Annotated in this window: 26 protein-coding genes; 20 read left to right on the forward strand and 6 right to left on the reverse strand. The window is 45.0% G+C overall.

Annotated elements, in window-relative coordinates; genetic code table 11:
- Positions 1–4: 4 nt before the first annotated feature.
- On the reverse strand, positions 5–667 hold the full coding sequence (locus AC58P7_RS07570) for a response regulator transcription factor (RefSeq protein ID WP_497341390.1): 663 nt from the start codon (positions 665–667) through the stop codon (positions 5–7).
- A gap of 16 nt (positions 668–683) precedes the next feature.
- Positions 684–1,820, reverse strand: coding sequence for a sensor histidine kinase (locus tag AC58P7_RS07575; RefSeq protein WP_497341392.1), 1,137 nt, complete (start codon positions 1,818–1,820; stop codon positions 684–686).
- A 188-nt stretch (positions 1,821–2,008) separates the two neighbouring features.
- Here AC58P7_RS07575 and AC58P7_RS07580 point away from each other — a divergent pair, with 188 nt between their 5' ends.
- Genes AC58P7_RS07580 through AC58P7_RS07590 form a run of 3 tightly spaced genes read left to right on the forward strand, consistent with a single transcriptional unit; the run spans position 2,009 to position 5,291 of the window.
- Positions 2,009–2,944 (forward strand): ABC transporter ATP-binding protein, encoded by a 936-nt coding sequence (locus AC58P7_RS07580; RefSeq protein WP_497341394.1) that lies wholly within the window; start codon positions 2,009–2,011, stop codon positions 2,942–2,944.
- 12 nt (positions 2,945–2,956) lie between these two features.
- The gene (locus AC58P7_RS07585) at positions 2,957–4,144 is read left to right on the forward strand and encodes an ABC transporter permease (protein WP_497341396.1); all 1,188 of its coding nucleotides are present in this window, start codon (positions 2,957–2,959) and stop codon (positions 4,142–4,144) included.
- Positions 4,137–5,291, forward strand: coding sequence for an ABC transporter permease (locus tag AC58P7_RS07590; protein ID WP_497341398.1), 1,155 nt, complete (start codon positions 4,137–4,139; stop codon positions 5,289–5,291). Before AC58P7_RS07585 ends, AC58P7_RS07590 begins: the two co-directional genes overlap by 8 nt.
- A 57-nt stretch (positions 5,292–5,348) precedes the next feature.
- Here AC58P7_RS07590 and AC58P7_RS07595 read toward each other — a convergent pair whose 3' ends face one another.
- A complete protein-coding gene (locus AC58P7_RS07595) occupies positions 5,349–5,468 on the reverse strand; it encodes a YjcZ family sporulation protein (RefSeq protein WP_497341400.1) in 120 nt (39 codons plus the stop codon).
- Positions 5,469–5,656: 188 nt separating this feature from the next.
- Between AC58P7_RS07595 and AC58P7_RS07600 the strand changes: the two genes are divergently transcribed.
- The 10 genes from AC58P7_RS07600 to gnd all read left to right on the forward strand — a co-directional run bounded on the left by AC58P7_RS07600 (position 5,657) and on the right by gnd (position 16,381).
- Positions 5,657–5,887, forward strand: a complete 231-nt coding sequence (locus tag AC58P7_RS07600) for a DUF6953 family protein (protein WP_497341402.1) — start codon at positions 5,657–5,659, stop codon at positions 5,885–5,887.
- Positions 5,888–6,078: 191 nt separating this feature from the next.
- Positions 6,079–6,675: a YkzI domain-containing protein gene (locus AC58P7_RS07605; protein ID WP_497341404.1), complete on the forward strand. Its 597-nt coding sequence runs from the start codon at positions 6,079–6,081 to the stop codon at positions 6,673–6,675.
- 175 nt (positions 6,676–6,850) lie between these two features.
- Positions 6,851–7,849, forward strand: coding sequence for a LacI family DNA-binding transcriptional regulator (locus AC58P7_RS07610; RefSeq protein ID WP_497341406.1), 999 nt, complete (start codon positions 6,851–6,853; stop codon positions 7,847–7,849).
- Positions 7,846–8,829, forward strand: a complete 984-nt coding sequence (locus tag AC58P7_RS07615; RefSeq protein ID WP_497341408.1) for an N-acetylglucosamine kinase — start codon at positions 7,846–7,848, stop codon at positions 8,827–8,829. Before AC58P7_RS07610 ends, AC58P7_RS07615 begins: the two co-directional genes overlap by 4 nt.
- 18 nt (positions 8,830–8,847) lie before the next feature.
- Positions 8,848–10,152 carry a 6-phospho-beta-glucosidase gene (locus tag AC58P7_RS07620; RefSeq protein ID WP_497341410.1) on the forward strand — a complete coding sequence of 435 codons (1,305 nt, stop codon included), beginning with the start codon at positions 8,848–8,850 and terminating at the stop codon, positions 10,150–10,152.
- Positions 10,153–10,251: 99 nt separating this feature from the next.
- Positions 10,252–11,256, forward strand: coding sequence for a LacI family DNA-binding transcriptional regulator (locus AC58P7_RS07625; RefSeq protein ID WP_497341412.1), 1,005 nt, complete (start codon positions 10,252–10,254; stop codon positions 11,254–11,256).
- An 18-nt stretch (positions 11,257–11,274) separates the two neighbouring features.
- The gene (locus tag AC58P7_RS07630) at positions 11,275–12,546 is read left to right on the forward strand and encodes a nickel pincer cofactor-dependent isomerase, group 22 (protein WP_497341414.1); all 1,272 of its coding nucleotides are present in this window, start codon (positions 11,275–11,277) and stop codon (positions 12,544–12,546) included.
- A complete protein-coding gene (gntK, locus tag AC58P7_RS07635; RefSeq protein ID WP_497341416.1) occupies positions 12,543–14,105 on the forward strand; it encodes a gluconokinase in 1,563 nt (520 codons plus the stop codon). The genes AC58P7_RS07630 and gntK overlap by 4 nt, the downstream gene beginning before the upstream one ends.
- A 60-nt stretch (positions 14,106–14,165) precedes the next feature.
- Positions 14,166–14,933, forward strand: a complete 768-nt coding sequence (locus AC58P7_RS07640) for an SDR family oxidoreductase (protein ID WP_497341418.1) — start codon at positions 14,166–14,168, stop codon at positions 14,931–14,933.
- A 32-nt stretch (positions 14,934–14,965) separates the two neighbouring features.
- Positions 14,966–16,381: an NADP-dependent phosphogluconate dehydrogenase gene (gene gnd / locus AC58P7_RS07645; RefSeq protein WP_497341420.1), complete on the forward strand. Its 1,416-nt coding sequence runs from the start codon at positions 14,966–14,968 to the stop codon at positions 16,379–16,381.
- Positions 16,382–16,390: 9 nt separating this feature from the next.
- On the opposite strand, the gene AC58P7_RS07650 is transcribed toward gnd, so the two are convergent.
- On the reverse strand, positions 16,391–16,705 hold the full coding sequence (locus tag AC58P7_RS07650) for a hypothetical protein (RefSeq protein ID WP_497341422.1): 315 nt from the start codon (positions 16,703–16,705) through the stop codon (positions 16,391–16,393).
- A 168-nt stretch (positions 16,706–16,873) separates the two neighbouring features.
- On the opposite strand from AC58P7_RS07650, the gene AC58P7_RS07655 reads away from it, so the two are divergent.
- Entirely contained in the window at positions 16,874–17,383 is a 510-nt protein-coding gene (locus tag AC58P7_RS07655; RefSeq protein ID WP_497341423.1) for a shikimate kinase, read from the forward strand.
- Between the two features lie 23 nt (positions 17,384–17,406).
- Here the strand turns inward: AC58P7_RS07655 and AC58P7_RS07660 are convergent, their stop codons facing one another.
- Positions 17,407–17,697: a rhodanese-like domain-containing protein gene (locus AC58P7_RS07660; protein WP_497341425.1), complete on the reverse strand. Its 291-nt coding sequence runs from the start codon at positions 17,695–17,697 to the stop codon at positions 17,407–17,409.
- Positions 17,698–17,961: 264 nt separating this feature from the next.
- Here AC58P7_RS07660 and aroA point away from each other — a divergent pair, with 264 nt between their 5' ends.
- The 3 genes from aroA to AC58P7_RS07675 are packed head-to-tail and all read left to right on the forward strand — an operon-like array spanning position 17,962 to position 20,552.
- Positions 17,962–19,260 (forward strand): 3-phosphoshikimate 1-carboxyvinyltransferase, encoded by a 1,299-nt coding sequence (gene aroA, locus AC58P7_RS07665; RefSeq protein ID WP_497341427.1) that lies wholly within the window; start codon positions 17,962–17,964, stop codon positions 19,258–19,260.
- A gap of 31 nt (positions 19,261–19,291) precedes the next feature.
- Positions 19,292–20,113, forward strand: a complete 822-nt coding sequence (locus AC58P7_RS07670; RefSeq protein ID WP_497341429.1) for a C39 family peptidase — start codon at positions 19,292–19,294, stop codon at positions 20,111–20,113.
- A gap of 13 nt (positions 20,114–20,126) precedes the next feature.
- Positions 20,127–20,552 carry a CoA-binding protein gene (locus AC58P7_RS07675; protein ID WP_497341431.1) on the forward strand — a complete coding sequence of 142 codons (426 nt, stop codon included), beginning with the start codon at positions 20,127–20,129 and terminating at the stop codon, positions 20,550–20,552.
- An 81-nt stretch (positions 20,553–20,633) separates the two neighbouring features.
- Here the strand turns inward: AC58P7_RS07675 and AC58P7_RS07680 are convergent, their stop codons facing one another.
- Entirely contained in the window at positions 20,634–21,200 is a 567-nt protein-coding gene (locus tag AC58P7_RS07680) for an NAD(P)/FAD-dependent oxidoreductase (RefSeq protein WP_497341433.1), read from the reverse strand.
- 230 nt (positions 21,201–21,430) lie between these two features.
- Between AC58P7_RS07680 and AC58P7_RS07685 the strand changes: the two genes are divergently transcribed.
- Genes AC58P7_RS07685 through AC58P7_RS07695 form a run of 3 tightly spaced genes read left to right on the forward strand, consistent with a single transcriptional unit; the run spans position 21,431 to position 25,600 of the window.
- Positions 21,431–23,320, forward strand: coding sequence for a glucose PTS transporter subunit IIA (locus tag AC58P7_RS07685; RefSeq protein WP_497341435.1), 1,890 nt, complete (start codon positions 21,431–21,433; stop codon positions 23,318–23,320).
- Complete coding sequence (gene ptsP, locus AC58P7_RS07690) at positions 23,317–25,056, forward strand: phosphoenolpyruvate--protein phosphotransferase (protein ID WP_497341437.1); 1,740 nt, start codon at positions 23,317–23,319, stop codon at positions 25,054–25,056. The genes AC58P7_RS07685 and ptsP overlap by 4 nt, the downstream gene beginning before the upstream one ends.
- 1 nt (position 25,057) lies before the next feature.
- Entirely contained in the window at positions 25,058–25,600 is a 543-nt protein-coding gene (locus AC58P7_RS07695; RefSeq protein WP_497341439.1) for a type 1 glutamine amidotransferase domain-containing protein, read from the forward strand.
- The last annotated feature ends 82 nt before the right edge of the window (positions 25,601–25,682 follow it).

Below are 25,682 nucleotides of genomic sequence, written 5' to 3' on the forward strand. Positions count from 1 at the left end.
GCAACTAATTGCCCGACCTTGTTTGGCTTTTCAAATATAAAATAGCAATTTGCGTTCGATCACGTAGATTTAGTTTACCTAAAATTTCAGTTATATAGTTCTTCACTGTACCTTCGCTCAGGAATAGTTCCTGGGCGATTTCTTTATTCGATAAGCCCTCGGAGATTTTCGTAATAACCGTTAATTCATTAGTAGTTAAACCATAACCCGTAAGTGGATTGGAAGAAGGTTCAGACTGGGCAGGCGCAGCTTGAATGAAAGTGGTCAGTTTCTTCGCAATTTCGGGATGAATCAGCAAATTTCCTTGCTTAATCGTCTTGATACCTTGGATAATACGATCTGGAGAAATATTTTTTAATAAATAACCACTTGCTCCATTTCGCAAAGCTTGAATGATATACGCATCATCATCAAAGGTTGTCAGAATCAGTATCGCGATATCGGGAAACGCTTCTTTGATCTGTTTCGTACCTTGGACACCATCACATTGCGGCATTCGAATATCCATGAGAACTACATCTACATGCGCCCCATTTTGAATAAAAGAGAGGGCTTCATCTCCGTTTGTGCAGGTACCGACGACGGTTATTTCAGGATCAAGTCCAATAATTAATTGCAAGCTTTCACGAATAAAAGGATCATCGTCCGTTATAAGTACATGAATCATCAACAGTCAATCCTCTCTAGTTAGCATCTTTATGGCGAAATGTTGGCAATACCGTGGTAATCGTGTATTGATTCTCAATGGTTATATAAAGTTGACCCCCGATAACCTTACTTCGTTCTTCCATGCCAGAAAGTCCTAAACCCTTCGACGTCGGTCCGGTTGGTCTTTGCCCATTGTTCGCAATATCCATTGTCACTTGATTAGGCGAGTACAATAAAGTGATATAAATGTGAGTCGCAGCACCGTGTCGAATCGCATTCGATATGGCTTCCTGTGCATTGCGATAGAGAATGAACTCAAGGCTGGGGTACAGATCATATGGCATTCCTTGGATATCGATCTCAATGTGAATGCCGTTCTCTCGCGTAAGACCATCAATCAACTTATGTAAGGAATAACTTTGCAAGGCAAGTTCATTAGGCTTCAATCGCCGCACAGTTGAACGGAGGAGTTCCATACTTTCCCCAAGCTGGTCACGAACAGTTCCTAACATTTCGATTCCTTTCCTTGGCTGAGTTGGAAGGATCGAGAGTGAGGCTTCCATCATCATTTTGAGACGAATGAGCTTATGCCCCAAATCATCATGTAGATCATGTGAAATGCGGTTGCGTTCTTCCGTTTGAGCGATGTTCTCTACCTTTCGGGCATAATCCATTAATTGGAGGCGGGCATCATCCAACGCATAGTGCTGTTTCCGGAGCTGATCATAGAGAAGCTCGACATCCTCTTTCGTTTGCTTTGTCCGCTGTAGTTGAAAAAGGACTAAAGCGAACGCGACAAAGATCACATTAGCAATGATGTAAGTGCTGTAGGGCTGACTGTATAAAGACAGATTCAGTACAAGAAGCTGTAAGATCAGTACACGGATTTCCAACTGCTGATGTTTGTTTATTAGAAAAGTCATGAGTGTTGAAAAGAAAGAAATAAACCATATTCCATGATAATGATAGCTCATCCAACCCGTGCATCCGATTTCTAAAAGAAGAAGCCACATCGTGTTAGAGAAGCGTGTTCGTCGCCATTCTGTCATTGCAAGGAACAGGAGAACGAAAAGTACGTAGGTCTCATTCGATGTGTAGGTTTCCAAATACATGGAGGCGATCGCGGGGATGAGAATGAGTATATTGCGAGTGAGAATGAGTTGTCGTGTCAAGCGTGGTTCCCATCCTTTATCTGGCAGTTGTTTAAGAAAGTATAGCATACGTTTTAAGGTGCTTAACACGTGTAGGTGAAAGAAAATGACTTTAGTCACCTTGCAAAATGACTTCTTCTACCTGTCATAGTGTTTGCAAATGCGTACAATTACGGTAATAAGTGCATTGGAGAGAGGGAGAGGAACGGATGAGCTTTGTTCAATTGAAAAATGTGGTTAAGAAATATGACGATCGCATTTCTGTCGATCATTTGAATCTGACGATTCGAGAAGGGGAAGTTTTCGGTCTGTTAGGGCCTAATGGAGCGGGGAAAAGCACAACAATCAAAATGTTGAGCGGGTTGCTGAAAATCGATCAGGGTGAGGTCCTTGTGGAGGGCAGATCGGTTGCAAAGGATCCCTTGGAAGTCAAACGTAATCTGGGGTTGGTGCCCCAAGAATTAGCGATATTCGAAAACCTCACCGCAAGGGAGAATGTAACATTTTTCGCTAAGTTGTATGGATTGAGAGGCAAGCTGCTAAAGGAAAGAGTTGAGGAGTCACTGTCCTTTGTTGGATTGCTGGATCGTGCAAATGATAAACCAAGCTCCTTCTCCGGTGGCATGAAGCGAAGACTAAATATCGCCTGCGCGATCATGCATCACCCGAAGCTCATTATCATGGATGAACCTACGGTCGGGATTGATCCTCAATCACGTAATCATATTCTGGAATCGGTACGAGAATTGAATCGCATGGGTTCGACGATCATTTATACCTCCCATTATATGGAGGAAGTATCGGCAATTTCGACGAGAGTTGGCATTATGGACCACGGTCATCTCATCGCTTGCGGCACGCAAGAGGAGCTGCGCAGTAAGGTTGCACAAGACAATAAAGTTGTACTTCAAGTAACGAACCTCGCTGACCAAGCGGTCAAAGAGTTAAGAGAGCATCCGTGGATAAATCAGGTGACTGTAAGTGAACAGACTCTGGAACTTATCGTGGGGGCATCGCAAAGTTATTTACAAGATATTCTCTTCATTCTGTCTAAGCATCATGTGAAGATTCAAACGCTCACGCAGGTGGAGCCTGATCTAGAGGCATTGTTCCTGTCTTTGACCGGAAGAACCTTGAGAGATTAGGAGGAGATCAGCATGCCAATGTGGACCATTGCCAAGTATGAAATTCTGAGAAAGCTTCGGATGCGCTACGTATTACTGATTCAGTTTGTAATGCCGCTCCTGTTAATTTTCATTTTGGGTTCGGCGCTCTCAGACGCGTTCAAGATAGAGGATAAAACGTTAAAACCAGTGGAGGTAGATATCGTTCAATTGGATACGGGGGTCCTCCGTGATAGCTTTCAAAGCTTCTTAGCAGCGCCAGAGATGAATAAGCTCCTTCGAACGAATGTTATTTCATCACGTGTTGAAGCTGTTCAACGGTTAAAAGACGGTGATTCGGAATTTGCTTTATTGATCCCAAGCGATTTCAGCGCTCAGGTAATGGCAGGAAATTCAGCCCAATGGGAAATGATATTAGGTCATGATTATTTGCAAAATCTAACGGCTCAAATGGTATTTCGATCTTTCTTAGACAAAGTGAATCAGAACCAAGCTTTTCAACTTACAGCAAGTGCGGGAGCTTTGGAAGAAACGAAGAAGCAAGAAACCGGAGTGGCCGCTCAAACGGCTGCTGCAAGCTCTTCCTTTGTTCATATCGGCCAACTGATAGCATCAAATGCCAATTATACAGCCATGCAATACTACGCGGCGTCGATGTTAATCATGTTTTTATTATATTCGGGGATGATGGCGGCAAATAGCTTACAGCGTGAAAAGGAGAATCACACGTTATCCCGTTTAAACGCGATGCCTCTTCAGGAATACCAAATTATTCTGGGTAAAATTATCGGTAATATCTTGATCTCCATCGGCCAGGCTGCGGTCATTGTAGGAGCTACGATGCTATTCTACGGTGTTGATTGGGGATCGCACTTACTGATGCTATTTCTTATTTGTTTATGTATCATCGTCGCTTCTATGAGCTTAGCGATCGTAGTTATGCTCATTTCCAAATCGGATAAAACGATCTCGACAACCTTTCAAATGGTTATTCTGATCATGACCTTCTTAAGTGGAGGCTTCACACCGCTACCGGACGGTTTTCTGAAGCAACTCGGCTCATTTACACTGAATTATTGGGGGATGCAAAGTATGTTTCATCTCATGCTGGGAAGTGATTCCGCGATTATAGGGCATCATCTTTTAATTCTAGGCTGTATCAGTGTGGGTATGTTGCTTATGGCTCTACTTATTTACCGAAAAGGGGGATATCATGAATAGTTTAACGATCGCGCTCAACATGCTGCGCCGTTCACTCTTTCAAAGAAAAGGGTTCCTCATGTATTTGGTGATTCCTGCTGCAGCGGTCTCGTTGATCATTGGTGTCCTTGGTAAACAAAGCGAGAACCGAGTCGACATTGCCTATCTGAATTTGGACCAAGGAACAATTGGCACACAAGTGGAGCAAGAACTTCGTGCGCTTCCGGATTATCGGTTGCAAGTGACCGAATCTGAAGCTGAGCTCAAAAACGATATTATTAAGCAGAAAGTCAATGCCGGATTCATCATTCCTGCAGGCTTTAGTGAGGCGTTACTGACGGGCTCTTTGCCGCAGGTTGATATGTATCAACTGAATAAGAATGAAGCGACAATTACGCTCAAATTGAATCTAGATGATATCTTATCGGGCTACCAAAATACGATTGCCTTATATAGTAAACAAGGACTGAAAGAGGCTGATTTACGACATGCAGTCGAGCATACAATCGCACAAATTCAAAAGCATCAAGTGAAGCTTGAAATCACGGACATGAATTTGTATACGAATCCTAACAGTCATCTCGTTGTTGGATTCATGCTGATCTTTATGATGGGATTAATCAATCACTCCGTTTCCCTCATTATGGAAGATCGAAGACTTCGTACGTTGGCAAGAACATACACGGCACCTGTTCGTGCCTTTGAAATCGTACTTGGAAATTTCTTGGGAAGCTTTGTTGTAGGAACGCTTCAAGTGCTTGTTATCCTCTTGATTACGAGGTATGTCACGGGGTATGAGTACGGTCTACCATTCGTTTCCCAGTTTGTCATCTTAGAATTCTTCTTGCTTGCAAGTATGGGGATTGCAAGTGCTGTCGCGAGTTTGGTCAAAAATGCGACCAATTTGAACGTGATTAACTCGCTCATTGTTACCCCGACATGCATGCTGGGGGGATGCTTCTGGCCTGTTAGCTTGATGCCGGAATGGATGCAGAAGCTCGCCAACTTTGTTCCGCAAAAGTGGGCGATTGATGCGATAGTGCGCATGGCGTCAGGTCAACCACTGTCCCATATGTGGATGAATATGGGGGTGCTTTCGTTGTTCGCACTGATTCTAATGAGTGTTGGATCAGTCATTCTCAAGCCTGCGGAGGGTGATATAAGTTAAATTCAACTAAAAGGGCAGCCCAAGCTGAATGGGCTGCCCTTTCGTATCGGATGAGTATTAAATAACGAAAGCGCTAGTTATAATAACCAGTAAGATGAAAAGAACCAAGATTGCTGCAGAAGAATGTCCAACACCAACTCCACAAGCACCGCCAACACCTGCTACGCCATAACCCATTTGATTCACCCTCTCTTTCTAAGACCTGTTCATCGGCTTTCCAGATAGCATATGGCTTTAAGTGTGGGAAGGCATGGGCTATACGGGACATTATAGGTGATTGTGCGAATGCCCTTAGTCAGGTGCGGATTTTATAAGGATATGTGGTACAATGAGGAAATGGACAGAGAAGGGAGCATGGTAATAAGATGACAGCTAACGAGGTTGCAGAGTGGATGATCAATCAGTTGAAATCGGCGGGTATTTTGTATCAGAAGGATGCCGTTGACTATATTCTTAAACATTTTGGGGAATCATTTATTTATGTCAATGACAATGGAAATCAAGCCATTTCCAAAGAGGTTAAGAAAATCTTCAAAAAATTACATGGCGGTAGAGCAGCTTGGGAACGCGATGGATTTTTCTGGGGCTGGCATTAATCATAGATTCGTTTGAACGTGGGCTGTAGCTGATGGCAAACAGGCATCGGCTTTTTTGTGCGTTTTCTTTTTAAAAAATATCCATAATCCAAGTTGCTAAAACATAGAATTCATAATAAGATAACTGTAAGAACATAAGTTGTCTGAATATTTAAATAAATGATTATGCACCAATTATGGAGGGGATTGCCGTGAGTAAGAGTCATGAAGTGGAGTATTGCAACCTAGAGTTACGATTTGATCGCCGGCTAATCCGGAACTTCATTAAAGCACTCATTCAAGAAGGATATTCTCTGTACTGGAATGAAAGTGAACTTCAATTTATTATTTCAATTCGGACTGGACGCAAGTTGATTAAGCTGAAATTCGAACGAATTGGCGAGAAGTATAAGATTGTTGGGAATTACTCATTTAAGGATGAGAAGCTCGCTGAAATGATGGAGAAGCTGATCGGCGATACACGAGGTCATGCGGTTGTAAAAAGATTTAAGGATCGGCAAATTCTCATTGAGAATATTATGTTCGGAGAAATTATCCGTATGGTGGAGATTAGCGGAATCGAGCATAAGGTGCTGTATCAGAAGGAGCCTGCTGTGACCGTAGAAGAAGTCATGCAAGCACTAAGATCGAAGAGGACGGATGAGCGCATCCCTATTCTGCGCATGGAGCTTGATTATGAACTAGCTACCCTGCAAGATGCACTCGCATCCGGAGATACGAAGGCGGCGATGGAAAGTAAAGTCAAATTGATTGAGATGAGACAAGAAATGCTTCTATTGGAGATGTGAGAATGAATAGTGTGCTGGGATAGAAGAGAGCCTGTATGAACGTATACGGGACTCTCTTTTGTGTGTTTATAGGGGCATGGAAATCGAGACTTGTGTATTCTAGGAGCTTCGATTATAATTTATTTATAAAAGTTAAAGCGCTTAAACTTTTGCGAGAATCACAGGAGCTGAATACATGAAAGTAAGTATTTTTGATGTAGCAAAGAAAAGCGGTCTTTCTGTTGTCACTGTCTCGCGCGTGATTAATCAAGCAGGTACAGTGAGAGAAGGGAACAGACAGAAGGTTCTGCAGGCGATGAAAGATCTGGATTATCAGCCTAATGCCGCTGCCCGCAGCTTAGCTAGAGGGAAGACCGGTATCATCGGCGTGGCGATCTCAACGCTCAATGATTCGTTCTTTGATGCCGTTGTGAAGGAAATGAACGATCAACTGGCAGAGAGAGGCTATTTCTTAGCTTTATCGATCTCAACGGATGTGTTCGCCTCTTTCGAGAAGTCGTTATTTCAAGAGGATCGCGTTGATGGATTAATCGTAGTGTCTCCAACGAATGAGGATGCTTATGTGAATGAATTGCGTAAAAAGCAAATCCCCTTTGTTTTGCTTGATAATCAGCATACGCATGATTCTGTCTCATCGGTAATTGTGGATAACTTCCAAGGGGGCTATGAGGCAACCAAGCATTTGATTGAGCTTGGACATACGGAAATTGCTCACATTCGAGGTCCGAAGCCTTACTTAAGTAGTGCTGAACGGGAACGAGGTTACATTTACGCGATGCAGGAGGCGGGCTTGAACGACTTGTGGATTCAGCAAGCTGAGTTTAGCATATCCTCCGGCTATGATATTGCAGAGGGATGGATCCGTGGCGAGAAAATGCCTACAGCTGTATTCGCGGCCGACGATTTTATTGCACTTGGCTTGATGGATGCTTGTAAAATGGTAGGCTACCAAATACCAAAAGATATTTCAATCGTAGGATTCGATGATCAAATTTTTGCCTCGGAATTCCGTCCGCATTTAACAACTGTCCGTCAACCAGCTAACGAACTTGGGCGTTCTGCCGTAGATGAATTAATGCGTTGGATTGACGGACTCACGGAGACGCATCAAACGATTAAATTGACGCCAGAGCTTGTTATTAGACAATCTACAGCAAGGAGACATCATAGATGACGTATTATTTAGGCGTAGATGCTGGCGGCAGCAAAACATATACCCTAGTAACTGATGCAGAGGGACGTATTGTTGGCAAAGGGCATAGTGGCAATGGCAATCACCAATTAGGTGTAGATCGTGCGCGAAGCAATATTACCAGCTCAGTCGAAATGGCCTTGCAAGCGGCAAGTTTAACACGTGAAGACATTTCATTTGCTTTTTTCGGATTAGCAGGCGCAGATCGACCTATCGATTATGAGGTGCTTCGCCCCTTAATCAAGGAACTTGGATTTGCTAAGTATGCAATCGACTGCGATACGATGATTGCGCTTCGTGCAGGTACATCACAGCCTTTCGGTGTTGTATTGATATGTGGAAGCGGCACGAATAGCGCTGGGAAGAATCGAGAAGGGGACTTTTATCAATGTGGGGGCTTTACCTATCCATTCGGCGATTTTGGCGGAGGAGGGACATTGGCTGTCGAGGCGTTCCGTTCTGTCATTCGTGCTTGGGATGGACGCGAGCGCCCCACAATACTAACTGATCTCGTGCTTAAGGAGCTTGGATATTCTACAGTGGATGACATGTTTAATGATTTCATGGATCACGAGAAGCCGATTCCGCTGCATCTAACAAAGCTTCTATTTGTAGCCGCTAAGCAAGATGATGAAGTGGCACTTCGAATTCTGCAATTTCAAGGGGAAGAATTGGGCAAGTCTGCGACTGCAGTGATTGGGCGGCTTGGCATGAAAGATGAACAATTCGATGTTGTTCTTGCAGGCAGTGTGGTAACAAGAGGCGAAGGTATCTTCATTCATAAATACATCGAACAAGCTGTTAAGGATGCTGCGCCAAAGGCAACAGTTGTTAAATTAAGCTTAGAACCGGTTGTGGGCGCTGTTTGGATGGCAATGGAAGCAGAGGGACAAACCCTAAGCCAAGAAGCTTACGATAATCTTAAAATAGTTTCAAATTACGAGACCATACCTACAAACTAGAGTCGGGAAGTGAGTGTTATGAAAGGTGCACTAAAAATTGCAATTATCGGTGGAGGTTCATCCTATACCCCGGAAATCGTGGAAGGATTCATTAAGACTTACGAGCAGCTTCCTGTCAAAGAGCTTTGGTTTGTTGACGTTGAAGCGGGTAAACATAAGTTGGAAATCGTTGGTAACCTCGCGAAAAGAATGATCGAAAAGTCAGGCTTGCCAATCGAGGTATACTTAACCTTAAATCGCCGTGAAGCGATTAAAGATGCGGACTTCGTAAGTACACAAATGCGAGTAGGCTTATTGGAAGCTCGCAAATGGGATGAGCATATTCCGAATAAATATGGTGTGATTGGTCAGGAAACGACGGGTCCTGGTGGGATGATGAAAGCATTGCGGACGATTCCTGTCTTATTGGACATCTGTAAAGATATCGAAGAGCTCAGTCCGAATGCCTGGTTGTTGAATTTTACGAATCCAGCGGGTATGGTGACCGAAGCGATTCATAAATACTCTACCGTAAAAAGTATAGGGCTATGTAACGCCCCGATTGGGTTGCACAAATGGTTGATGAATAAATATAACGTAGCACCTGAGCAGATTTATACCGAGTTTGTGGGCTTAAATCATCTTCATTGGGTGACGCGTGCTGAGATAAATGGCGAGGACAAACTAAGTGAACTCCTGGATAAAAGAGAAGAATACAGCGGTAAAAACGTTCCCGCGAGCGAATGGGATGCGGATTTCCTGCGCTCTCTTCAAGCCCTGCCTTCGTACTATCTGAAATATTTCTATATGACAGACGTGATGCTCGAGGAGCAGTTGGCGTCAATGAAAGAAAATGGAACGCGAGCCGAAGTGGTAAAACGAGTTGAAGATGAGCTATTCAAATTGTATCAAGATCCAGATTTGCAGGAGAAACCAAAGCAACTAGAAAAGCGCGGCGGTGCTTATTATTCGGAAGCAGCAGTGAATCTCATGATCTCGCTCTATAATGACAGACGAGACATTCAGACCCTGAATGTCAGCAATAACGGCATCATTGATTTCCTGCCCAACGATGCTTGCATCGAGGTCAATTGTGTGGTTACGGGCCAAGGTCCAGTGCCAATGGGATTGACCAAGGTTCCTGAACATGTGAAGGGACTCATGCACGCGGTTAAATCTTACGAGCGCTTGACCATCGAAGCAGCTGTCACGGGAAGTCGAGATTTGGTTCTTCAGGCTCTCGTCCATCATCCTTTAGTGCCGTCAGTGGGCGTAGCGAAGACGTTGATGGATGAGATGTTAGAGCAGAATCGTCCGTATTTGCCGGCATTTTTCAACGAATAATACATGGCGAGCTCCCTGAAAGGGGAGCTTTTTTGTGCAGTAAAAAGACTATTGTTAACGTGTGCATAGATGTGATATGCTTCTGATAGAGGTGAAGGCATGAGCGTAACCATTAAGGATATTGCGAAACTAGCGGGTGTATCGCACACGACGGTTTCCAGAGCTCTGAACAACAGTCCGCTCATCCAAGAGGAGACCAAGGAGCGAATTCGTATCATCGCAGAAGAGCTAGATTATACACCGAATTATAGTGCGAAGAGTTTGGTGCTCGATCGTTCGTATAACTTGGGGCTATTCTTTACCACACTAAGCAATGGAACTTCCGCGGGCTTCTTTTACGAAGCGATTCGCGGCGTCAACTCCGTAATTAGAGATCGCTACCAGCTGATTGTCAAAGGGATTGATGATTACACGAGCTTTCATTCCATTACGAAGAAAAGCTTTGACGGTATTATCATTGTCAGTCAAAGCGATGACGATCAACCGATTATCGAGCATATTGCAGCGAAAGGAATTCCGCTCGTTGTATTGAATCGGCCAGTAGACACCGCAGGTGTGTTGAATGTCCTTTCCGACGAAGAGCAAGGTGCCTTCCATGCAGGAGCTTTTCTCGTCAATCAAGGGCATCAGCGGATTGCCTTGATCGAAGGACGTAAAGGATTCAAATCCGCACAAAATCGTAAGGATGGTTTTGAACGAGCGATGGGGCATTATCGTATTTCGGTTCCGCCGGAATATCGTATGCCTGGTCTGTACGATTTGGAAAGCGGTCATAAAGCGATGCAGCAATTCTTGGCCCTCTCAGAGAGACCGACAGCTGTTTTCTGTTGTAACGATGAGATGGCATTAGGAGCGATTAAAGCGGTGTTTGAAGCGGGTTTAAAGGTCCCTCAAGACATATCTGTCGTTGGCTTTGACGATACGGTTTTTGCTGCGTATGTAACCCCGGCATTAACGACGGTTCGTAGACCCATTGAGCAAATTAGCAAAGAAGGCGCACTGCGTCTCCTAGGTAATATAGAAAACAAATTAAATGAAACCGAGCAGTTGCTGTTACGAACAGAGCTGATCGTTCGTGAATCTGTGCAACCATTACATGCATAAGGAAAGTGGGAGAAGTCGATGAGCATTCTAAGAGAGTTGTTAAATGATATTCCGATTCCGCAAATGGTCAAAATTCGCCAGAAGTTTGATCGTTCCATCTTGGAAAATCCCTTGCAGGAACTCGCGGATAAGCTGGAAAGCAGCGGCGTTATGCCGAGCATCCTTCCTGGACAGCAAGTAGCAGTTGCTGTAGGAAGCAGAGGGATTGCTAATATCGCAGGCTTCACAAAAACAACCTTGGATGCCATCAAGGCAAGAGGTGCACATCCTTTCATCGTACCGTGCATGGGAAGCCATGGCGGCGCAACGGCAGAAGGCCAAACCGAGGTGCTTCAACACTTTGGGATTACAGAAGAAACAATGGGAGCACCGATTCGCTCCTCAATGGATGTCGTTCAAATCGATCAATTGCCGAACGGCTTGCCGGTTTATGTGGATCGCATCGCTTCGGAAGCGGATGCCATTGTTGTCATCAACCGCGTGAAGCCGCATACGGCATTCCGCGGACGCATTGAGAGCGGCATCATGAAGATGATCGCGATTGGTCTTGGCAAGCAAAAAGGTGCGGAAGCTTGTCATCAACTAGGCTTTAAGTACATGGCTGAGAATGTGCCAGCAATGGCGAATTTGATGATTGAGAAGCTGCCAATCGTCTTCGGTGTAGCCCTCGTTGAGAATGCTTACGATGAGACCTGTCAAGTTGAAGTGTTGCCTGCCGCGGAAATTGAAGCAAGGGAAGAGCTTCTGCTCATCGAAGCGAAGTCACGCCTGCCGAAAATTTTATTCGATGAGATCGATGTGCTTGTGATTGATTACATCGGTAAAAATATTAGCGGCGATGGCATGGATCCCAACGTGACAGGGCGTTACCCTACCCCTTATGCGCATGGGGGGCCAGAAGTGTCCAAGATGGTTGTACTCGATTTGACACATGAAACCAAAGGCAACGCGAATGGTGTTGGTACGGCTGATTTTACTACACAGCGTCTAGTAGATAAGACAAACTTAGAATTCACCTATGCGAATGGGTTAACCTCTACGGTTTGTGCGCCTACGAAGATAGCTACTACCCTTGAGAATGATTTTTACGCGATCAAAGCGGCCGTGAAAACATGTAACATTTTGGATTACACAACCTGTAAGCTGGTACGCATTCAAGACACACTCCACCTTGGTGAAATTGAAATCTCGGTGAATCTCCTTGAAGCTGCTCGTCAGCATCCGGATATTGAAATTTTGTCAGAGCCATTTGAGCTCACATTCGATGCAGAGGGGAATATTTGCAAATGACGGATAGTCAGAAGCCATACATCATAGCAGCGGATATTGGAACAACGAGCACCAAGACGCTTGTCATTGATCGTGATGGACGCGTTCTTGCCTCACATTCCATTGAATATCCGTTGTTCACACCGGCTGCGGATCGCGCTGAACAGGATCCAGATCAAATCTTCAATGCTGTTGTACAGGGTATTGGCGTCGTCGTACGTAAACAAGGCATCACGCCTGAGCAAGTGCTTTGCGTGTCCTTCTCCTCCGCCATGCACAGCTTAATCGCCGTAGATGAGCACAATAAGCCGCTTACACAATGTATTACTTGGGCGGACAATCGAAGCAGCCAGTATGCGGAGGATTTGAAGCGCAGCGGGCTCGGACAACAGATTTATGCGAGAACAGGCACACCGATTCATCCCATGTCACCGCTTCTGAAGCTCAAGTGGTTCGGTGAGCATGAACCAGCGCTTGTTCAAAATACACATAAATTTATCGGGATTAAAGAGTATGTGTTTGCTAAGCTGTTTGGTCAGTATCTCATCGACCACTCATTGGCAAGTGCGACAGGCTTATTCAATCTGAAGCAGTTGGATTGGGATACTGGCGCACTAGACTATGCCGGCGTGACACCGAAGCAGCTGTCCACGCTAGTACCAACGACGCATCGTGTTGAAGGACTAAGTCAAGCACATGCGGCTGCGATGGGCTTGGCAGCGGACACGCCGTTTATTGTTGGTGCTTCCGACGGCGTCCTGGCCAACCTCGGCGTTGGCGCTTTTGAACCTGGCGTTGTTGCCGTTACCATCGGTACGAGCGGCGCTGTTCGCAGCGTGGTGAGCAAACCGCAAACAGATCCAGAAGGCAAGTTGTTCTGTTACGCACTAACCGAAAACTTCTGGGTCGTAGGTGGACCAATTAACAACGGAGGTATCGTGTTCCGTTGGGTGAGAGATCAGATCGCGACAGCAGAAGCGGAAGAAGCACGCCGCATGGGTATGGATCCTTACGACCACCTGACAGCCCTTGCTGCTGAAGTGGCAGCAGGTTCAGATGGATTGCTCTTCTTGCCATTGCTGTCTGGTGAACGAGCTCCTTACTGGAATGCGAATGCGCGAGGTGTCTATTTCGGACTTTCACTCAGTCACCAGAAAAAGCATATGATTCGCGCTGCGCTAGAAGGTGTTATGTTCTCTATTCAAGCCGTTGCTGCATCGTTGGAACGGATGATGGGACCTGCTACGGTCATTCGCGCATCCGGCGGCTTCGCCCGTTCGGAGTTCTGGCGTCAAATGATGACCGACATGCTCGGTACAGCGGTTACCGTTCCAGACTCGATTGAGAGTTCAGGAATTGGCGCAGCATTGCTTGGTCTACTTGCTATGGGAGAGATCGAAGACTTATCACATGCACACAAATGGATTCAAGTAGGTAAGGCTCACGAGGTGAATGAAAACGATTATCGCGTCTATCAGCAATTGACATCTATTTATACGAGCGTATATCATCAGTTAAAAGATCAATTCGACGCGATCACCGCTTTTCAAGGTCAGCACCTACGGAGTCCTCAATCCTAATTTAGCTATAGGCTTTCAACCAACGTTTGCCAAGCAACATCAATTGAGAGGATGACGACAATGAACTTATTCGATCTTTCTGGGAAAACAGCGGTAATTATCGGCGGTAACAGCACACTGGGTGGATCCATGGCGCTTGCTTTGGCTGGACATGGCGCTAAGGTAGCGATCGTTGGACGCAATCAAGAGAAAAGCGAGCAGGTTCGCGAGAGCATTGCAGCGATTGGCGGCGAAGCTCAGACATTCCAAGCAGATGCAACCAAACGTGAGGATTTAGAGCAAGTTCTTCAAGATGTTATCGCTTGGTCGGGCAGTGCGGATATCCTTATGAACTGTCCAGGCAAAAATAGTGCTACACCTTTCTTTGACATTTCCATGGAAGAATGGGATTCTATTATGGAGGTCAATTTGAAAAGTGTCGTGTTAGCCTGCCAAGTGTTTGGGAAATATATGGTTGAACGAGGTCAAGGCGGAAGCATTATTAATATTTCATCCGTTTCCTCTGATCCACCACTTTCTCGTGTATTCACTTACTCCGCTTCTAAAGCAGCTGTGAATAATATTACACAGAACTTAGCTCGTGAGTTTGCTCCGAGTCGCGTGCGTGTGAACGCTATTATTCCTGGCTTTTTCCCTGCAGAGCAGAATCGTAAGATTTTGTCGCCGGAACGAATCGAATCCATCATGCGTCATACGCCGATGAATCGATTTGGTGAAGCTGTAGAGCTTCAAGGTGCTGCAGTATATCTAGCTTCTGAGAAAGCTTCAAGCTTTGTTACAGGAACTGTTTTGAGAGTGGACGGCGGTTTTGGCGCGATGACGATTTAACTATTTATATATCGGAAGGGTGTAGAAGAGACATGTCTAAGCAACAAATTGGTGTTGTAGGTTTAGCGGTAATGGGGAAAAACTTAGCATTAAACATTGAGAGCAGAGGCTTTACAGTATCCGTATTCAACCGTTCTGCTGAGAAAACGAAGGAGCTTCTTCAAGAAGCACCAGGTAAACAACTTGTTGGTACATACAGTGTTGAAGAATTCGTTCAATCGCTTGAAGTGCCGCGTAAAATTTTGATCATGGTCAAAGCAGGCGGACCTACGGATGATACAATCAACCAATTGCTGCCGCATTTGGATAAAGGCGATATTTTGATCGACGGCGGTAATGCTTTCTTTCCAGACACACAACGTCGTAACAAAGAGCTTGAAGCACACGGTATTCGTTTCGTTGGAACAGGTGTTTCCGGCGGTGAAGAAGGCGCGCTTAAAGGACCTGCGATTATGCCAGGCGGTCAAGAAGACGCTTATAAATTGGTAGAGCCAATCCTTACAGCGATTTCTGCTAAAGTTGGCGAAGATGCTTGCTGTACGTATATCGGACCAGATGGTGCCGGTCACTATGTGAAAATGGTGCATAACGGCATTGAGTACGGCGATATGCAGTTGATTTGCGAAGCCTACCAATTGCTGAAAGATGTTTTGAATGTAAGCACAGAAGAGCTTCATGAGATTTTCACGGAGTGGAACAACGGGGAGCTTGATAGCTACTTGATCGAAATCACGCGTGATATTTTCACCAAATATGACGCTGAAACAGGTAAACCAATGGTTGATGTGATCTTAGATTCCGCTGGACAAAAGGGAACAGGAAAATGGACCAGTCAAAGTGCTCTGGACCTTGGCGTGCCGCTTTCTATCATCACAGAATCCGTATTCTCCCGTTTCATCTCCGCGATGAAGGAAGAACGCGTAGCAGCTAGCAAAGTTCTCAAAGGACCTGATGCTCCAGCATTTACAGGCGATCGCAAAGCGTTTATCGAGGCTGTTCGTCAAGCTCTTTACGCCAGCAAAATTTGTTCTTACGCGCAAGGCTTTGCTCAAATGAGAGCAGCTTCCGAAGAATATAAATGGGATCTGAAATATGGCAGCATCGCAATGATTTTCCGTGGCGGCTGTATCATTCGTGCTAGATTCCTTCAAAATATCAAGGATGCGTATGATCGCAATCCTGAATTGAAAAATCTGTTGCTCGATTCGTACTTCACAGGCGTAGTCGATAACTACCAACAATCATGGAGACAAGTCATCGCAGAAGCTGTTACTCGCGGTATCGCAGTACCTTCCTTTGCATCAGCACTTGCATACTATGATAGCTACCGCACTGAAAGATTGCCGGCTAATCTGTTGCAAGCGCAACGTGATTACTTCGGTGCTCACACGTTCCAGCGTGTGGATAAAGAAGGATCCTTCCACTACAACTGGATGGGTAACGAATAGGAATAGGCGTTAAGCCTCTTCCTGCAAGCCATATGCGGCTTCTCTTAGCCACATCTTAAGTCGGTCAGCTTCTTGATCGAAGCCATTGCGACGATGGATGAGCATGAGAGAGACCTCCGCAAAATAACGAAAGTTTCTTAATAATCGTGGTTGAGTGAGACCTTGCATCATCGGGTCTTCTTCAGCCACTTTTTTCTTAATAAATTCCAGAATCCAGACGACATCCTCTTTGCATAGCGTATAGCTTGGGTGCAAAATTTGCTCCAGTTTGCGTTGTGTGCGATTGGTAAAGGTGACAGTTTGGTTTAAAACAGTAGGGTTCAAAGCTCCATCTCTCCTTGTCGGCATGGTCTCTCTAAAATCTTAACTGTTTGTGCTAGAATTTATTCACACTACTATATGATTTTTTGGTGGATTGTATTCATGTTGGAAGGGCTATGGTATGATGTTGGGAAAGTTTGTATGACTAGCATATGAGAAAAGGGGATTTGTGTGACAGTAAGAAATATAGTGCTTGTAGGTTTCATGGGGACTGGGAAATCAACCGTAGGCAGGAAGCTGGCTGAGCGACTAGGATGGAGCTTTTGTGACTCTGACGCGGTTCTAGAAGAAGTTCAAGAGACAAGTATATCCGAGTTATTTCGGAATCAAGGAGAAGCTCATTTTCGCGCTCTCGAAACAGAGACGTTAGCTCGTATATTAGATAGTGAAGGACAAGTGGTAGCTACGGGAGGCGGCGCGGTTCTCGCAGCGTCCAACCGAGCGTGCATGCTGGAGCATGGCTTTGTCGTCGCTTTGAATGCATCAGCAGAAACGATTATCCAAAGAGTAAGTAGCGATACCAATCGTCCTTTGCTGCAAGGTAATTTGGAAGAACGGGTTCATACACTCATGGAACAAAGAAAACATGCGTATGATTTTGCGCATACGTCCATTGATACAACAGAACTAACTGAGGATCAAATTACGGATCGCATCATTCAGCAAGCTGGGCTACACTAGAGCGAGAAGACAAGCTTGTCAGCTTAGTCTTCCCACTCCAGCATGCCGCCGGTCATGTTCTTAAGCCCTTTGAAGCCATTGGCTTCCAAATAGCCTAGCGCACGTCCGCTGCGGTTTCCGCTGCGACATACTAAGATGACTTCGTCGGCTTGAGGAATCTCGCTTAGACGGTCTGGCAATTGGCCTAATGGGATATGGATAGCGCCTTGTATCATGCCTTCGGCTACTTCATCATCTTCGCGAACGTCGATGAGCGTTAAATGCTCTCCTTGCGCAAGTCTTGCTTTGATTTCGGATGGTAGAATCGTATCCATGACTATGCCTCCATGTTTGTGATTTCGGAAGAATTCTCCTTACTTAGTATGATAGAAATATAAAGTTGATATGTCAAACGATGTGTTGCTTTATCTAGCTTTTCCTAGACTATCCTGCATCGGAAGTAGGTTTCCAAGTTAGATTTCGTATGGTACACTGTCAATAAATCTTAGGATCTCTATCATCCCATTGATGATTGTTGTCTAACGTTCATCATACCGGATACTTCATATAAACTACTTGCGAAGGAGTTATCAAACGACATGAAAGCCATCGTAAAACCAACCTCCCATCTCCAAGGGGAAATCAATGCTTTATCCTCCAAAAACTACACAACTCGCTACCTGCTCATCGGCGCTCTTGCGAATGGGACAAGTACGATCTATTATCCAGCTCATAGTGAAGATAGTGATGCCATGAGACGCTGTGTGCGAGATCTTGGTGCGATTATTGAAGAAGACGATGAGAAAATTGTGATCACTGGATTTGGCAAGAACCCGAGGCACGTGTCTGAATTGAACGTTGGCAATGCTGGAGCTGTGTTGCGCTTTCTAATGTCAACTGCTGCTTTCTGTCCTGATGTGACGTTCGTTAATACATATCCGGAATCCTTAGGAAAACGTCCTCATGATGATTTAATTGATACTTTGCAACAAATGGGTGTAGAAGTACAACATAATAACGGTCGTTTGCCGATAACGATTAAAGGGGGACAACCCCGCGGCGGTAAAATCACTGTTTCGGGTAATGTGAGTTCTCAGTTCTTAAGTTCCTTGTTGTTTATGACCCCTTTGCTAGAGGAAGATAGTGAAATTGAAGTTCTGCACGATTTGAAATCCAAAATTATTGTCGGCCAAACACTTGAGGTATTGGCACAGGCAGGTATTGTTGTTCATGCAAGTGAAGATTTAATGCATTACCGCATCCCAGGTAGACAATCTTATGAAGCCAAAGAATATGTCATCCAAGGTGACTATCCAGGCTCCGCAGCCATTCTTGCTGCGGCTGCAGTTACGAATTCGGATGTGCGCGTGCTTCGTCTTGAAGAGAACAGCAAGCAAGGTGAGAAGGCTTGTGTAGATGTTCTAAAGGCAATGGGTGTAAATCTAACGCATGATAATGGTGTTGTCCATGTGCGAGGCAATCAACGTCTTGTTGCCGGTGAATTTGATGGTGACCATTTTACAGATGCTGTACTAGCTATGGTTGCTGCTGCAGTGTTTGCGGAAGGAACTTCACGTTTCTACAATGTTGAAAACCTTCGGTATAAAGAGTGTGATCGTATCACAGATTATTTGAATGAGCTTCGCAAGGCTGGAGCCCATGTTGAAGAGCGTCAGAGTGAAATTATTGTTCATGGTAAGCCACAAGGTGTTGAAGGCGGCGTAGAAATCAATGCACACTTCGATCACCGCGTTATTATGGCTTTGACCGTTGTTGGTCTGCGCTCTGAGAAGGGTTTAACGATTCGGGATGCCCATCATGTGGCGAAGTCTTATCCACAATATTTCGACCATTTGCGTTCGATCGGCGCACAGGTTGAGCTTGTGAGTGAGTCTTAGAATCTCAATTACAATGAATGGGTGAGTCAGCATGAGGATTATTTGGCAAGGATTGAAGGTGACGTTTGGATTGTTTCTCGTAGCAGGTCTTACATTTGCAAGCAGTGTATTTGCTGTATTGCTGTATGCGAAGGCAACGGGGAAAGAGCCAGCTTTATTCGCGTCTGGTCCAGTAGTCTTAGCAGTTGATAAACCCGCAGCAACGACGAAGGTCACTGTGAAACCGACACCGTCGCCCGCCCCTGCCAAAATAAAATCAGCGATGCTGGATGTTCCCATCTTTGAACAGCTGCCTGAATTGCCAGCGGGCTGTGAGATCACCAGTCTCACGATGCTGCTGCAGTTCTACGGGGTGAACAAAACGAAGATGGAACTAGTTGCAGAAATGCCTAGAGATAGTACGCCAGCAACGCTTAACTCAGATGGTTCCATCGGGTATTGGGGAAATCCGAATACCGGCTTCGTAGGAGATGTTACTCGTAATCAAAGAGGATTCGGCATCTATCATGCGGGATTGTTCCCTCTGCTGAAGAACTATGTCCCGCAAGCCATTGATATAACGGGCGAAGCATTCGAACTGTATGAGGGGCAAGTGGCGTATGGGATCCCAGTCATCGTTTGGACGACGATTGATTATAACCAACCGTACAAATGGGTAACCTGGGATACACCAATTGGCCCATTAAAAACGACGTATTCGGAGCATGCGGTTGTACTTGTTGGTTTTGATGAGACAAATGTCTATTTAAATGACCCATTGAGCGGAAAAAAACAAGTACAAGTCAATAAAGCCCAGTTTGTCGACAGTTGGACAGCTATGGGCAAACAAGGTTTAACCTACTTGAATAAATAGGAGAGCGATCCTTATGACATTTGAAAATCCGTCCAGAGAACACATCAAAGAGTTGCTTGCACATGCAGGGAATATTGCTGTAGTTGGCTTATCGGATAAACCAGATCGAACATCCTATATGGTTTCAGCAGCTATGCAAAGCCGAGGGTATCGGATCATTCCTGTTAATCCAAATGCAGATGAGATTTTAGGCGAGAAATGTTATGCTTCTTTATCGGACATCCCTGAACCTGTTGATATCGTTAACGTATTTCGTCGTGCCGATCAAGTTGTACCTGTGGCCGAAGAGGCAGTTAAGATTGGAGCGAAGGTGTTTTGGCTGCAGTTAGACATCGTGAATGAAGAAGCAGGACGTATTGCTAGTGAAGCAGGCTTAGAGGTCATCATGGACCGCTGCATCAAAGTGGAAGACGCCATTCTGAATCCGCGGAACAACTAAGGCAGGACGGATAAATCAAATAAAACCGCTAGTCGATCGCCTTTGCAGGGTATCGATTAGCGGTTTTCTCATACGTGGGAACTAAGCTTTCAAAACATCATGATCGACATAGCGCGCGCCATTAAGCTCACTTATAACATTAATTGCGACTTTGGCTCCATCACCAGCTGTGATGATCGTATGCATGCTGACACCAGCGGTCGTGCCTGCTGCCCATACGCCTTTCAGGCTCGTATTCCCTTGTGCGTCGCAGTCAACAATCGCTTTAATCCGCGGCTCAGTTCCTTCTTTTGTCGTGATGCCGGCTGCTTCAGCCAGCTCAACGGACAAGCCTGTTGCCAGAATTACGTGCTTACCTGTATATGTACCATTTTCTGTGGAAACTTGAAAGCTATCTTCGCTTTTTACGAGCTGAGTGGCTTTGCCCTGGACGAATTCAGTACCAAATTTGGCGGCTTGCTTTTTGCCGATTTCAACTAATTCAGGCCCGCCAATCGCTTCAACACCATAATGATTTTCGATCCATGCACGCTTTGTAACACTTTGTTCATTGTCAATAACGAGCGTCTTCTTGCCTGCCTTTGAAGTGAAAAGTGCTGCGCTAGCGCCAGTAGGACCAGCACCAATAATAATAACATCATAAGACATAAGCGTATTTCCTCCTAAGATCATGAAATGGGGTACAGGTAAATTATGACAGCTTCCAGGTGACTTAGTCAACTTTTACGTTTCGTATGTAGAAAAACCCCTCGATTAGAAATAGACGATCTGCTTATTTTGGTTTTGACAAAAGGACGAACAAGCTTTACGATTTGATAAGAGAATCTTATGATGAAGTGAAAGATACTCTTTGAATTTGTTAAGGAGGTAGCATTCGTTTGAACTGGATGGGGAACTTACAACAGCTTGGCCGCTCCTTAATGCTGCCTACCATTGCGCTTCCTATTGCTGCTGTGCTGCTTTGTCTAGGGGAATTACCTTGGGATGTCATACATGCTTCAAGCTTTGGGGATATGTTATCATTGGCTGGAAATACAATCTTTGATTATATACCAATTATTTTTGCTGTCGGTGTGGCATTAGGGTTAACAGAAAGCGCCGGAATAGCTGGTTTATCTGCCATGTTGGGTTATTTTATGTTTACCCGACTGATCGAGCATGAGCTAGGCCCGCAATTTCAATTAGGCGTGTCTGGCGGGATCTTAATTGGTCTGTTGGCTGCGATCATCTATCATCGCTGTAAGGAGATTAAACTCCCAGAGTACATACAATTTTTTGGTGGACCACGCATGGTACCGCTCGTCATGGGACTCGCTACGCTCATCGTGTCTTATATCATGATTGCGATTGGTCCTTATTTGGAAACGGTTATGAGCAAAATTTCAAATGGCTTACTCGGGTTAGGCGGCTTCGGGGCATTCATATATGGGATCGCCCATCGCTTGCTCGTGCCATCTGGCTTGCACCATATCCTGAATAACTTCTTTTGGTTTCAAGTTGGGGCGTATGAGACTCCGTCTGGCCAATATGCGTACGGAGATTTGCCAAGGTTTTTTGCAGGGGATCCCACAGCAGGTATGTATATGGCAGGCTTATACCCGATTATGATGTTTGCTTTGCCAGCTATTGCTTTCGCGATCATCGGGGAAGCCAGGGAAGATTTAAAGCCGAAGATCAAGGCTACTTTCTTGACCGCAGCATTAGCTTCCTTTTTAACTGGCGTGACAGAGCCAATTGAATTTGCCTTTCTTTTTGTAGCTCCCTATTTGTTTGTTATTCATGCCATCCTTTCGGGCGTGGCCATGTGGATCGCCTATGAGTTAAATATCCACCATGGATTCTCTTATTCAGCGGGGGCTATTGATTACATCATTAATTTGCACTTGTCACACAATGGCTTATTGTTGATTCCGATTGGGTTGGTTTATGGTTTACTTTATTATTTCTTATTCCGATGGGCGATTCAGAAGTTCCGAATTCCTACACCTGGTAGGGAAGAAGGCTCACCGTTAGAAGAATGGGCAGGAGACATTCCGTATCGTTCTCCTTTGATTTTGCAAGCACTCGGTGGAAAAGACAATATTAAGAAGATTGAAGCCTGCATTACCCGATTGCGACTTACGCTTGTCAATGATCGTCTGATGGACATCACGGCATTACGACACTTAGGAGCAGCAGGCGTCATACGTCTTGGAGGAGGCAATGTTCAAGTCGTGTTTGGAACATTTTCAGAGCTTATACGTGAAGAAATCATGAAAGTATTGCGCAAAGATATTCATGTTGTTTTGTTTACTTCACCGATGCAGGGGCGAATGATCCCGATCGAAGAAGTGCCTGATCGTATTTTTGCTTCCCGGTTAGTCGGTAATGGTGTTGCTTTTATTCCTGAAAAAGGAGAGTTGGTTTCTCCCGTTGCAGGTAAAATCATGCACATTTATCCAACCATGCATGCGCTCGGGATTTTAACGGATGAAGGACTTGAGGTTCTGCTGCATATCGGTATCGATACTTCCAGCCTACCGGGTAAGTGCTTTAATGCGGTGGTGAAGGAAGGGGATCGTGTGGAAGCAGGTCAACTGCTAGTGAAATTCAATTATAACAAGGTGAAGAAATTCGCCTCTTCCTTAGCTACACCAATGATTATTACGAATCCAGATATCGTGAAATCATGGAGCTTTGCTCCGTTTAAGCCAGTTAAGAAAGGCCAAGGCTCTGTTATGTCCGTTGTCCTTAAGCCAACTAAATCCGAGGGGGGGACGAACGGATGATTAGAGGTGTAGGTGCGTCATCGGGAATAGCAATGGGGCAAGCTTTTGTTATTCCTACATGGGAATGGGATTTTCCTGAGAAGATGATTGATGTGACGGATTTAGCTTATGAATTCGAGCGCTTATATGATGGTATTCGGCATTCGAAAGATGAGCTTGAGCTAATCAAGCAAGAGATCAAAGAAGTGGTGGGGCAAGAGCAAGCGTATATTTTTGATGCACATTTGGCGATCTTGGAAGATCCCATTTTCATGAATGAGATTCAAGGAATTATCGAGCTGCAATATAAAGCCGCTGAAGTTGCAGTGAAAGAAGTCATTGATAAGTTTGTTGGTATGTTTAATTTGATTGATGATGAATACATGAAAGAACGTGCACTGGACATTAAAGATGTTGGGAATCGGCTCTTGAAGCATTTATTAGGGGATACAAGTACGACAGTGCCTCCTATTGACCATCCATACATCTTAGTAGCGAAAGAGCTTACGCCCTCTCAGCTTGCTCATTTGGATCCTACTAATGTTTTAGGGCTGTTGACGATTCTTGGCGGTACGCATTCTCACGTTTCAATCATGGCTAGAGCGATGTCAGTTCCTTATGTACTAGGTCTTGAAGGGAAACTGCTCCGTCCTATTCAAAATGGGGATTTCCTGATTATTGATGGCCAAGAAGGCACTTTATATATTAATCCGGATAAGACAACAATCGAACGTTATCAGGCACGTAAGAAAAACTGGTTAGAGTTCAAAGAGAGCTTGCAAGAAATTGCTGATATAGCTCCGCTGACATTAGATAAGAGCTTTGTGAATTTGCATGCGAATATTAATTCAGTCATGGAAATTGACCAAGTGCTGCGTAATGGCGCATCAGGAGTTGGGTTGTTCCGTACGGAATATCTGTATATGGATCGTGACTCTTTGCCTAGTGAGGATGAACAATTCGAAGTGTACCGTCACGCGGCGATGCAGCTCAAAGGGCGTCCCATTGTAATCCGGACATTGGATATTGGCGGGGACAAGAAACTGGACTATATGCCACTTGCCAAAGAAGATAATCCCTTCCTGGGTTACAGGGCCATTCGTATCTCTCTGGACCGCACAGATCTATTTATGACGCAGTTAAGAGCGATCTTGAGAGCTAGCCATTATGGCAATGTGAAGATTATGTATCCCATGGTGACGTCCTTAGATGAGGTGCGTCAAGCGAAATCACATTTGGAAAGAGCAAAGTTGGAGCTCAGCGCTCTTGGTCTGCCGTTTAACGCGAATATTGAAGTGGGGCTTACGATTGAAGTTCCTGCTGCAGCCATTATTGCGGATGTACTTGCAAGCGAAGTGAATTTCATGAGCATTGGTACGAATGATCTCGTGCAATATGTATTAGCTGTAGATCGTATGAATGAGAACATTGCGCACTTATATAATCCGTATCATCCTGCCGTCATCCGATTGCTCAAAACTGTAATTGACGCAGGCAAGCGTATAGGTATTCCTGTTGGCGTGTGCGGCGAAATGGCGGGGGATATTCGGGCTCTGCCGATCTGGCTAGGACTTGGCATCGAAGAGCTTAGCATATCCGTGCAGACGCTCTTACAGGTGAAGCATCGGTTGCTTAGCAGTGATGCCGCGACATGCAAGGCGTTGGTGGATCGCATTCTCATTTGCAGAACCAGTGATGAAATCTTGGAGCTGCTTGCTCAAACAGAACAAACTGAATCCATTGTAGGAGGTAATTAGTATGGAATTAGCAGGCTTGAAGGTTCTTGCTTTTGTTGATGAAGAATTTGAAGATTTAGAAATGTGGTACCCGGTCTACCGTTTGCGTGAAGCAGGAGCCATTGTAGATATCGTAGGCCCTAAAGCCAAAACGGTCTACCATGGGAAATATGGTGTTCCGATCACGACGGATTATGCCTTTGATGAAGTCAAGTCTTCGGACTATATCGGCCTATACGTTCCTGGCGGGTGGGCGCCTGACAAACTACGTCGCTATGCAGACGTCCTTAGACTCACACAGGAGTTTCATGCAGATGTGAAGCCTATTGCACAAATTTGTCATGCAGGTTGGGTATTGATCTCAGCTAAAATCGTAAATGGCTACACCATGACGTCTACCCCAGGTATTCGAGATGATATCGAAAATGCTGGCGCAACTTGGGTCGATGAAGAAGTGGTCGTTGATCGCAACATCATTTCTGGGCGTAGACCGCCAGATCTGCCTGCGTTTTCCAAACGATTTGTAGATGAGGTTATCGCGTTCAGTAAACAACAGGCAAAGTAACATTTCGCTTCCAAAGGTGGCAAAAACTACTATGCATATGTCAGAAGGAAATCTGACGATATCGTAGAATAACATAGTACAA

It is taken from the genome of Paenibacillus sp. J22FR5, assembly GCF_059691975.1.

Excerpts from the sequence above, each read along its gene's own strand:
- AC58P7_RS07570 (WP_497341390.1), bottom strand. The coding sequence starts at position 667 with ATGATTCATGTACTTATAACGGACGATGATCCTTTTATTCGTGAAAGC.
- AC58P7_RS07580 (WP_497341394.1), top strand. The coding sequence starts at position 2,009 with ATGAGCTTTGTTCAATTGAAAAATGTGGTTAAGAAATATGACGATCGC.
- AC58P7_RS07585 (WP_497341396.1), top strand. The coding sequence starts at position 2,957 with ATGCCAATGTGGACCATTGCCAAGTATGAAATTCTGAGAAAGCTTCGG.
- AC58P7_RS07590 (WP_497341398.1), top strand. The coding sequence starts at position 4,137 with ATGAATAGTTTAACGATCGCGCTCAACATGCTGCGCCGTTCACTCTTT.
- AC58P7_RS07595 (WP_497341400.1), bottom strand. The coding sequence starts at position 5,468 with ATGGGTTATGGCGTAGCAGGTGTTGGCGGTGCTTGTGGAGTTGGTGTT.
- AC58P7_RS07600 (WP_497341402.1), top strand. The coding sequence starts at position 5,657 with ATGACAGCTAACGAGGTTGCAGAGTGGATGATCAATCAGTTGAAATCG.
- AC58P7_RS07610 (WP_497341406.1), top strand. The coding sequence starts at position 6,851 with ATGAAAGTAAGTATTTTTGATGTAGCAAAGAAAAGCGGTCTTTCTGTT.
- AC58P7_RS07615 (WP_497341408.1), top strand. The coding sequence starts at position 7,846 with ATGACGTATTATTTAGGCGTAGATGCTGGCGGCAGCAAAACATATACC.
- AC58P7_RS07620 (WP_497341410.1), top strand. The coding sequence starts at position 8,848 with ATGAAAGGTGCACTAAAAATTGCAATTATCGGTGGAGGTTCATCCTAT.
- AC58P7_RS07625 (WP_497341412.1), top strand. The coding sequence starts at position 10,252 with ATGAGCGTAACCATTAAGGATATTGCGAAACTAGCGGGTGTATCGCAC.
- AC58P7_RS07630 (WP_497341414.1), top strand. The coding sequence starts at position 11,275 with ATGAGCATTCTAAGAGAGTTGTTAAATGATATTCCGATTCCGCAAATG.
- gntK (WP_497341416.1), top strand. The coding sequence starts at position 12,543 with ATGACGGATAGTCAGAAGCCATACATCATAGCAGCGGATATTGGAACA.
- AC58P7_RS07640 (WP_497341418.1), top strand. The coding sequence starts at position 14,166 with ATGAACTTATTCGATCTTTCTGGGAAAACAGCGGTAATTATCGGCGGT.
- gnd (WP_497341420.1), top strand. The coding sequence starts at position 14,966 with ATGTCTAAGCAACAAATTGGTGTTGTAGGTTTAGCGGTAATGGGGAAA.
- AC58P7_RS07660 (WP_497341425.1), bottom strand. The coding sequence starts at position 17,697 with ATGGATACGATTCTACCATCCGAAATCAAAGCAAGACTTGCGCAAGGA.
- aroA (WP_497341427.1), top strand. The coding sequence starts at position 17,962 with ATGAAAGCCATCGTAAAACCAACCTCCCATCTCCAAGGGGAAATCAAT.
- AC58P7_RS07670 (WP_497341429.1), top strand. The coding sequence starts at position 19,292 with ATGAGGATTATTTGGCAAGGATTGAAGGTGACGTTTGGATTGTTTCTC.
- AC58P7_RS07675 (WP_497341431.1), top strand. The coding sequence starts at position 20,127 with ATGACATTTGAAAATCCGTCCAGAGAACACATCAAAGAGTTGCTTGCA.
- AC58P7_RS07680 (WP_497341433.1), bottom strand. The coding sequence starts at position 21,200 with ATGTCTTATGATGTTATTATTATTGGTGCTGGTCCTACTGGCGCTAGC.
- ptsP (WP_497341437.1), top strand. The coding sequence starts at position 23,317 with ATGATTAGAGGTGTAGGTGCGTCATCGGGAATAGCAATGGGGCAAGCT.
- AC58P7_RS07695 (WP_497341439.1), top strand. The coding sequence starts at position 25,058 with ATGGAATTAGCAGGCTTGAAGGTTCTTGCTTTTGTTGATGAAGAATTT.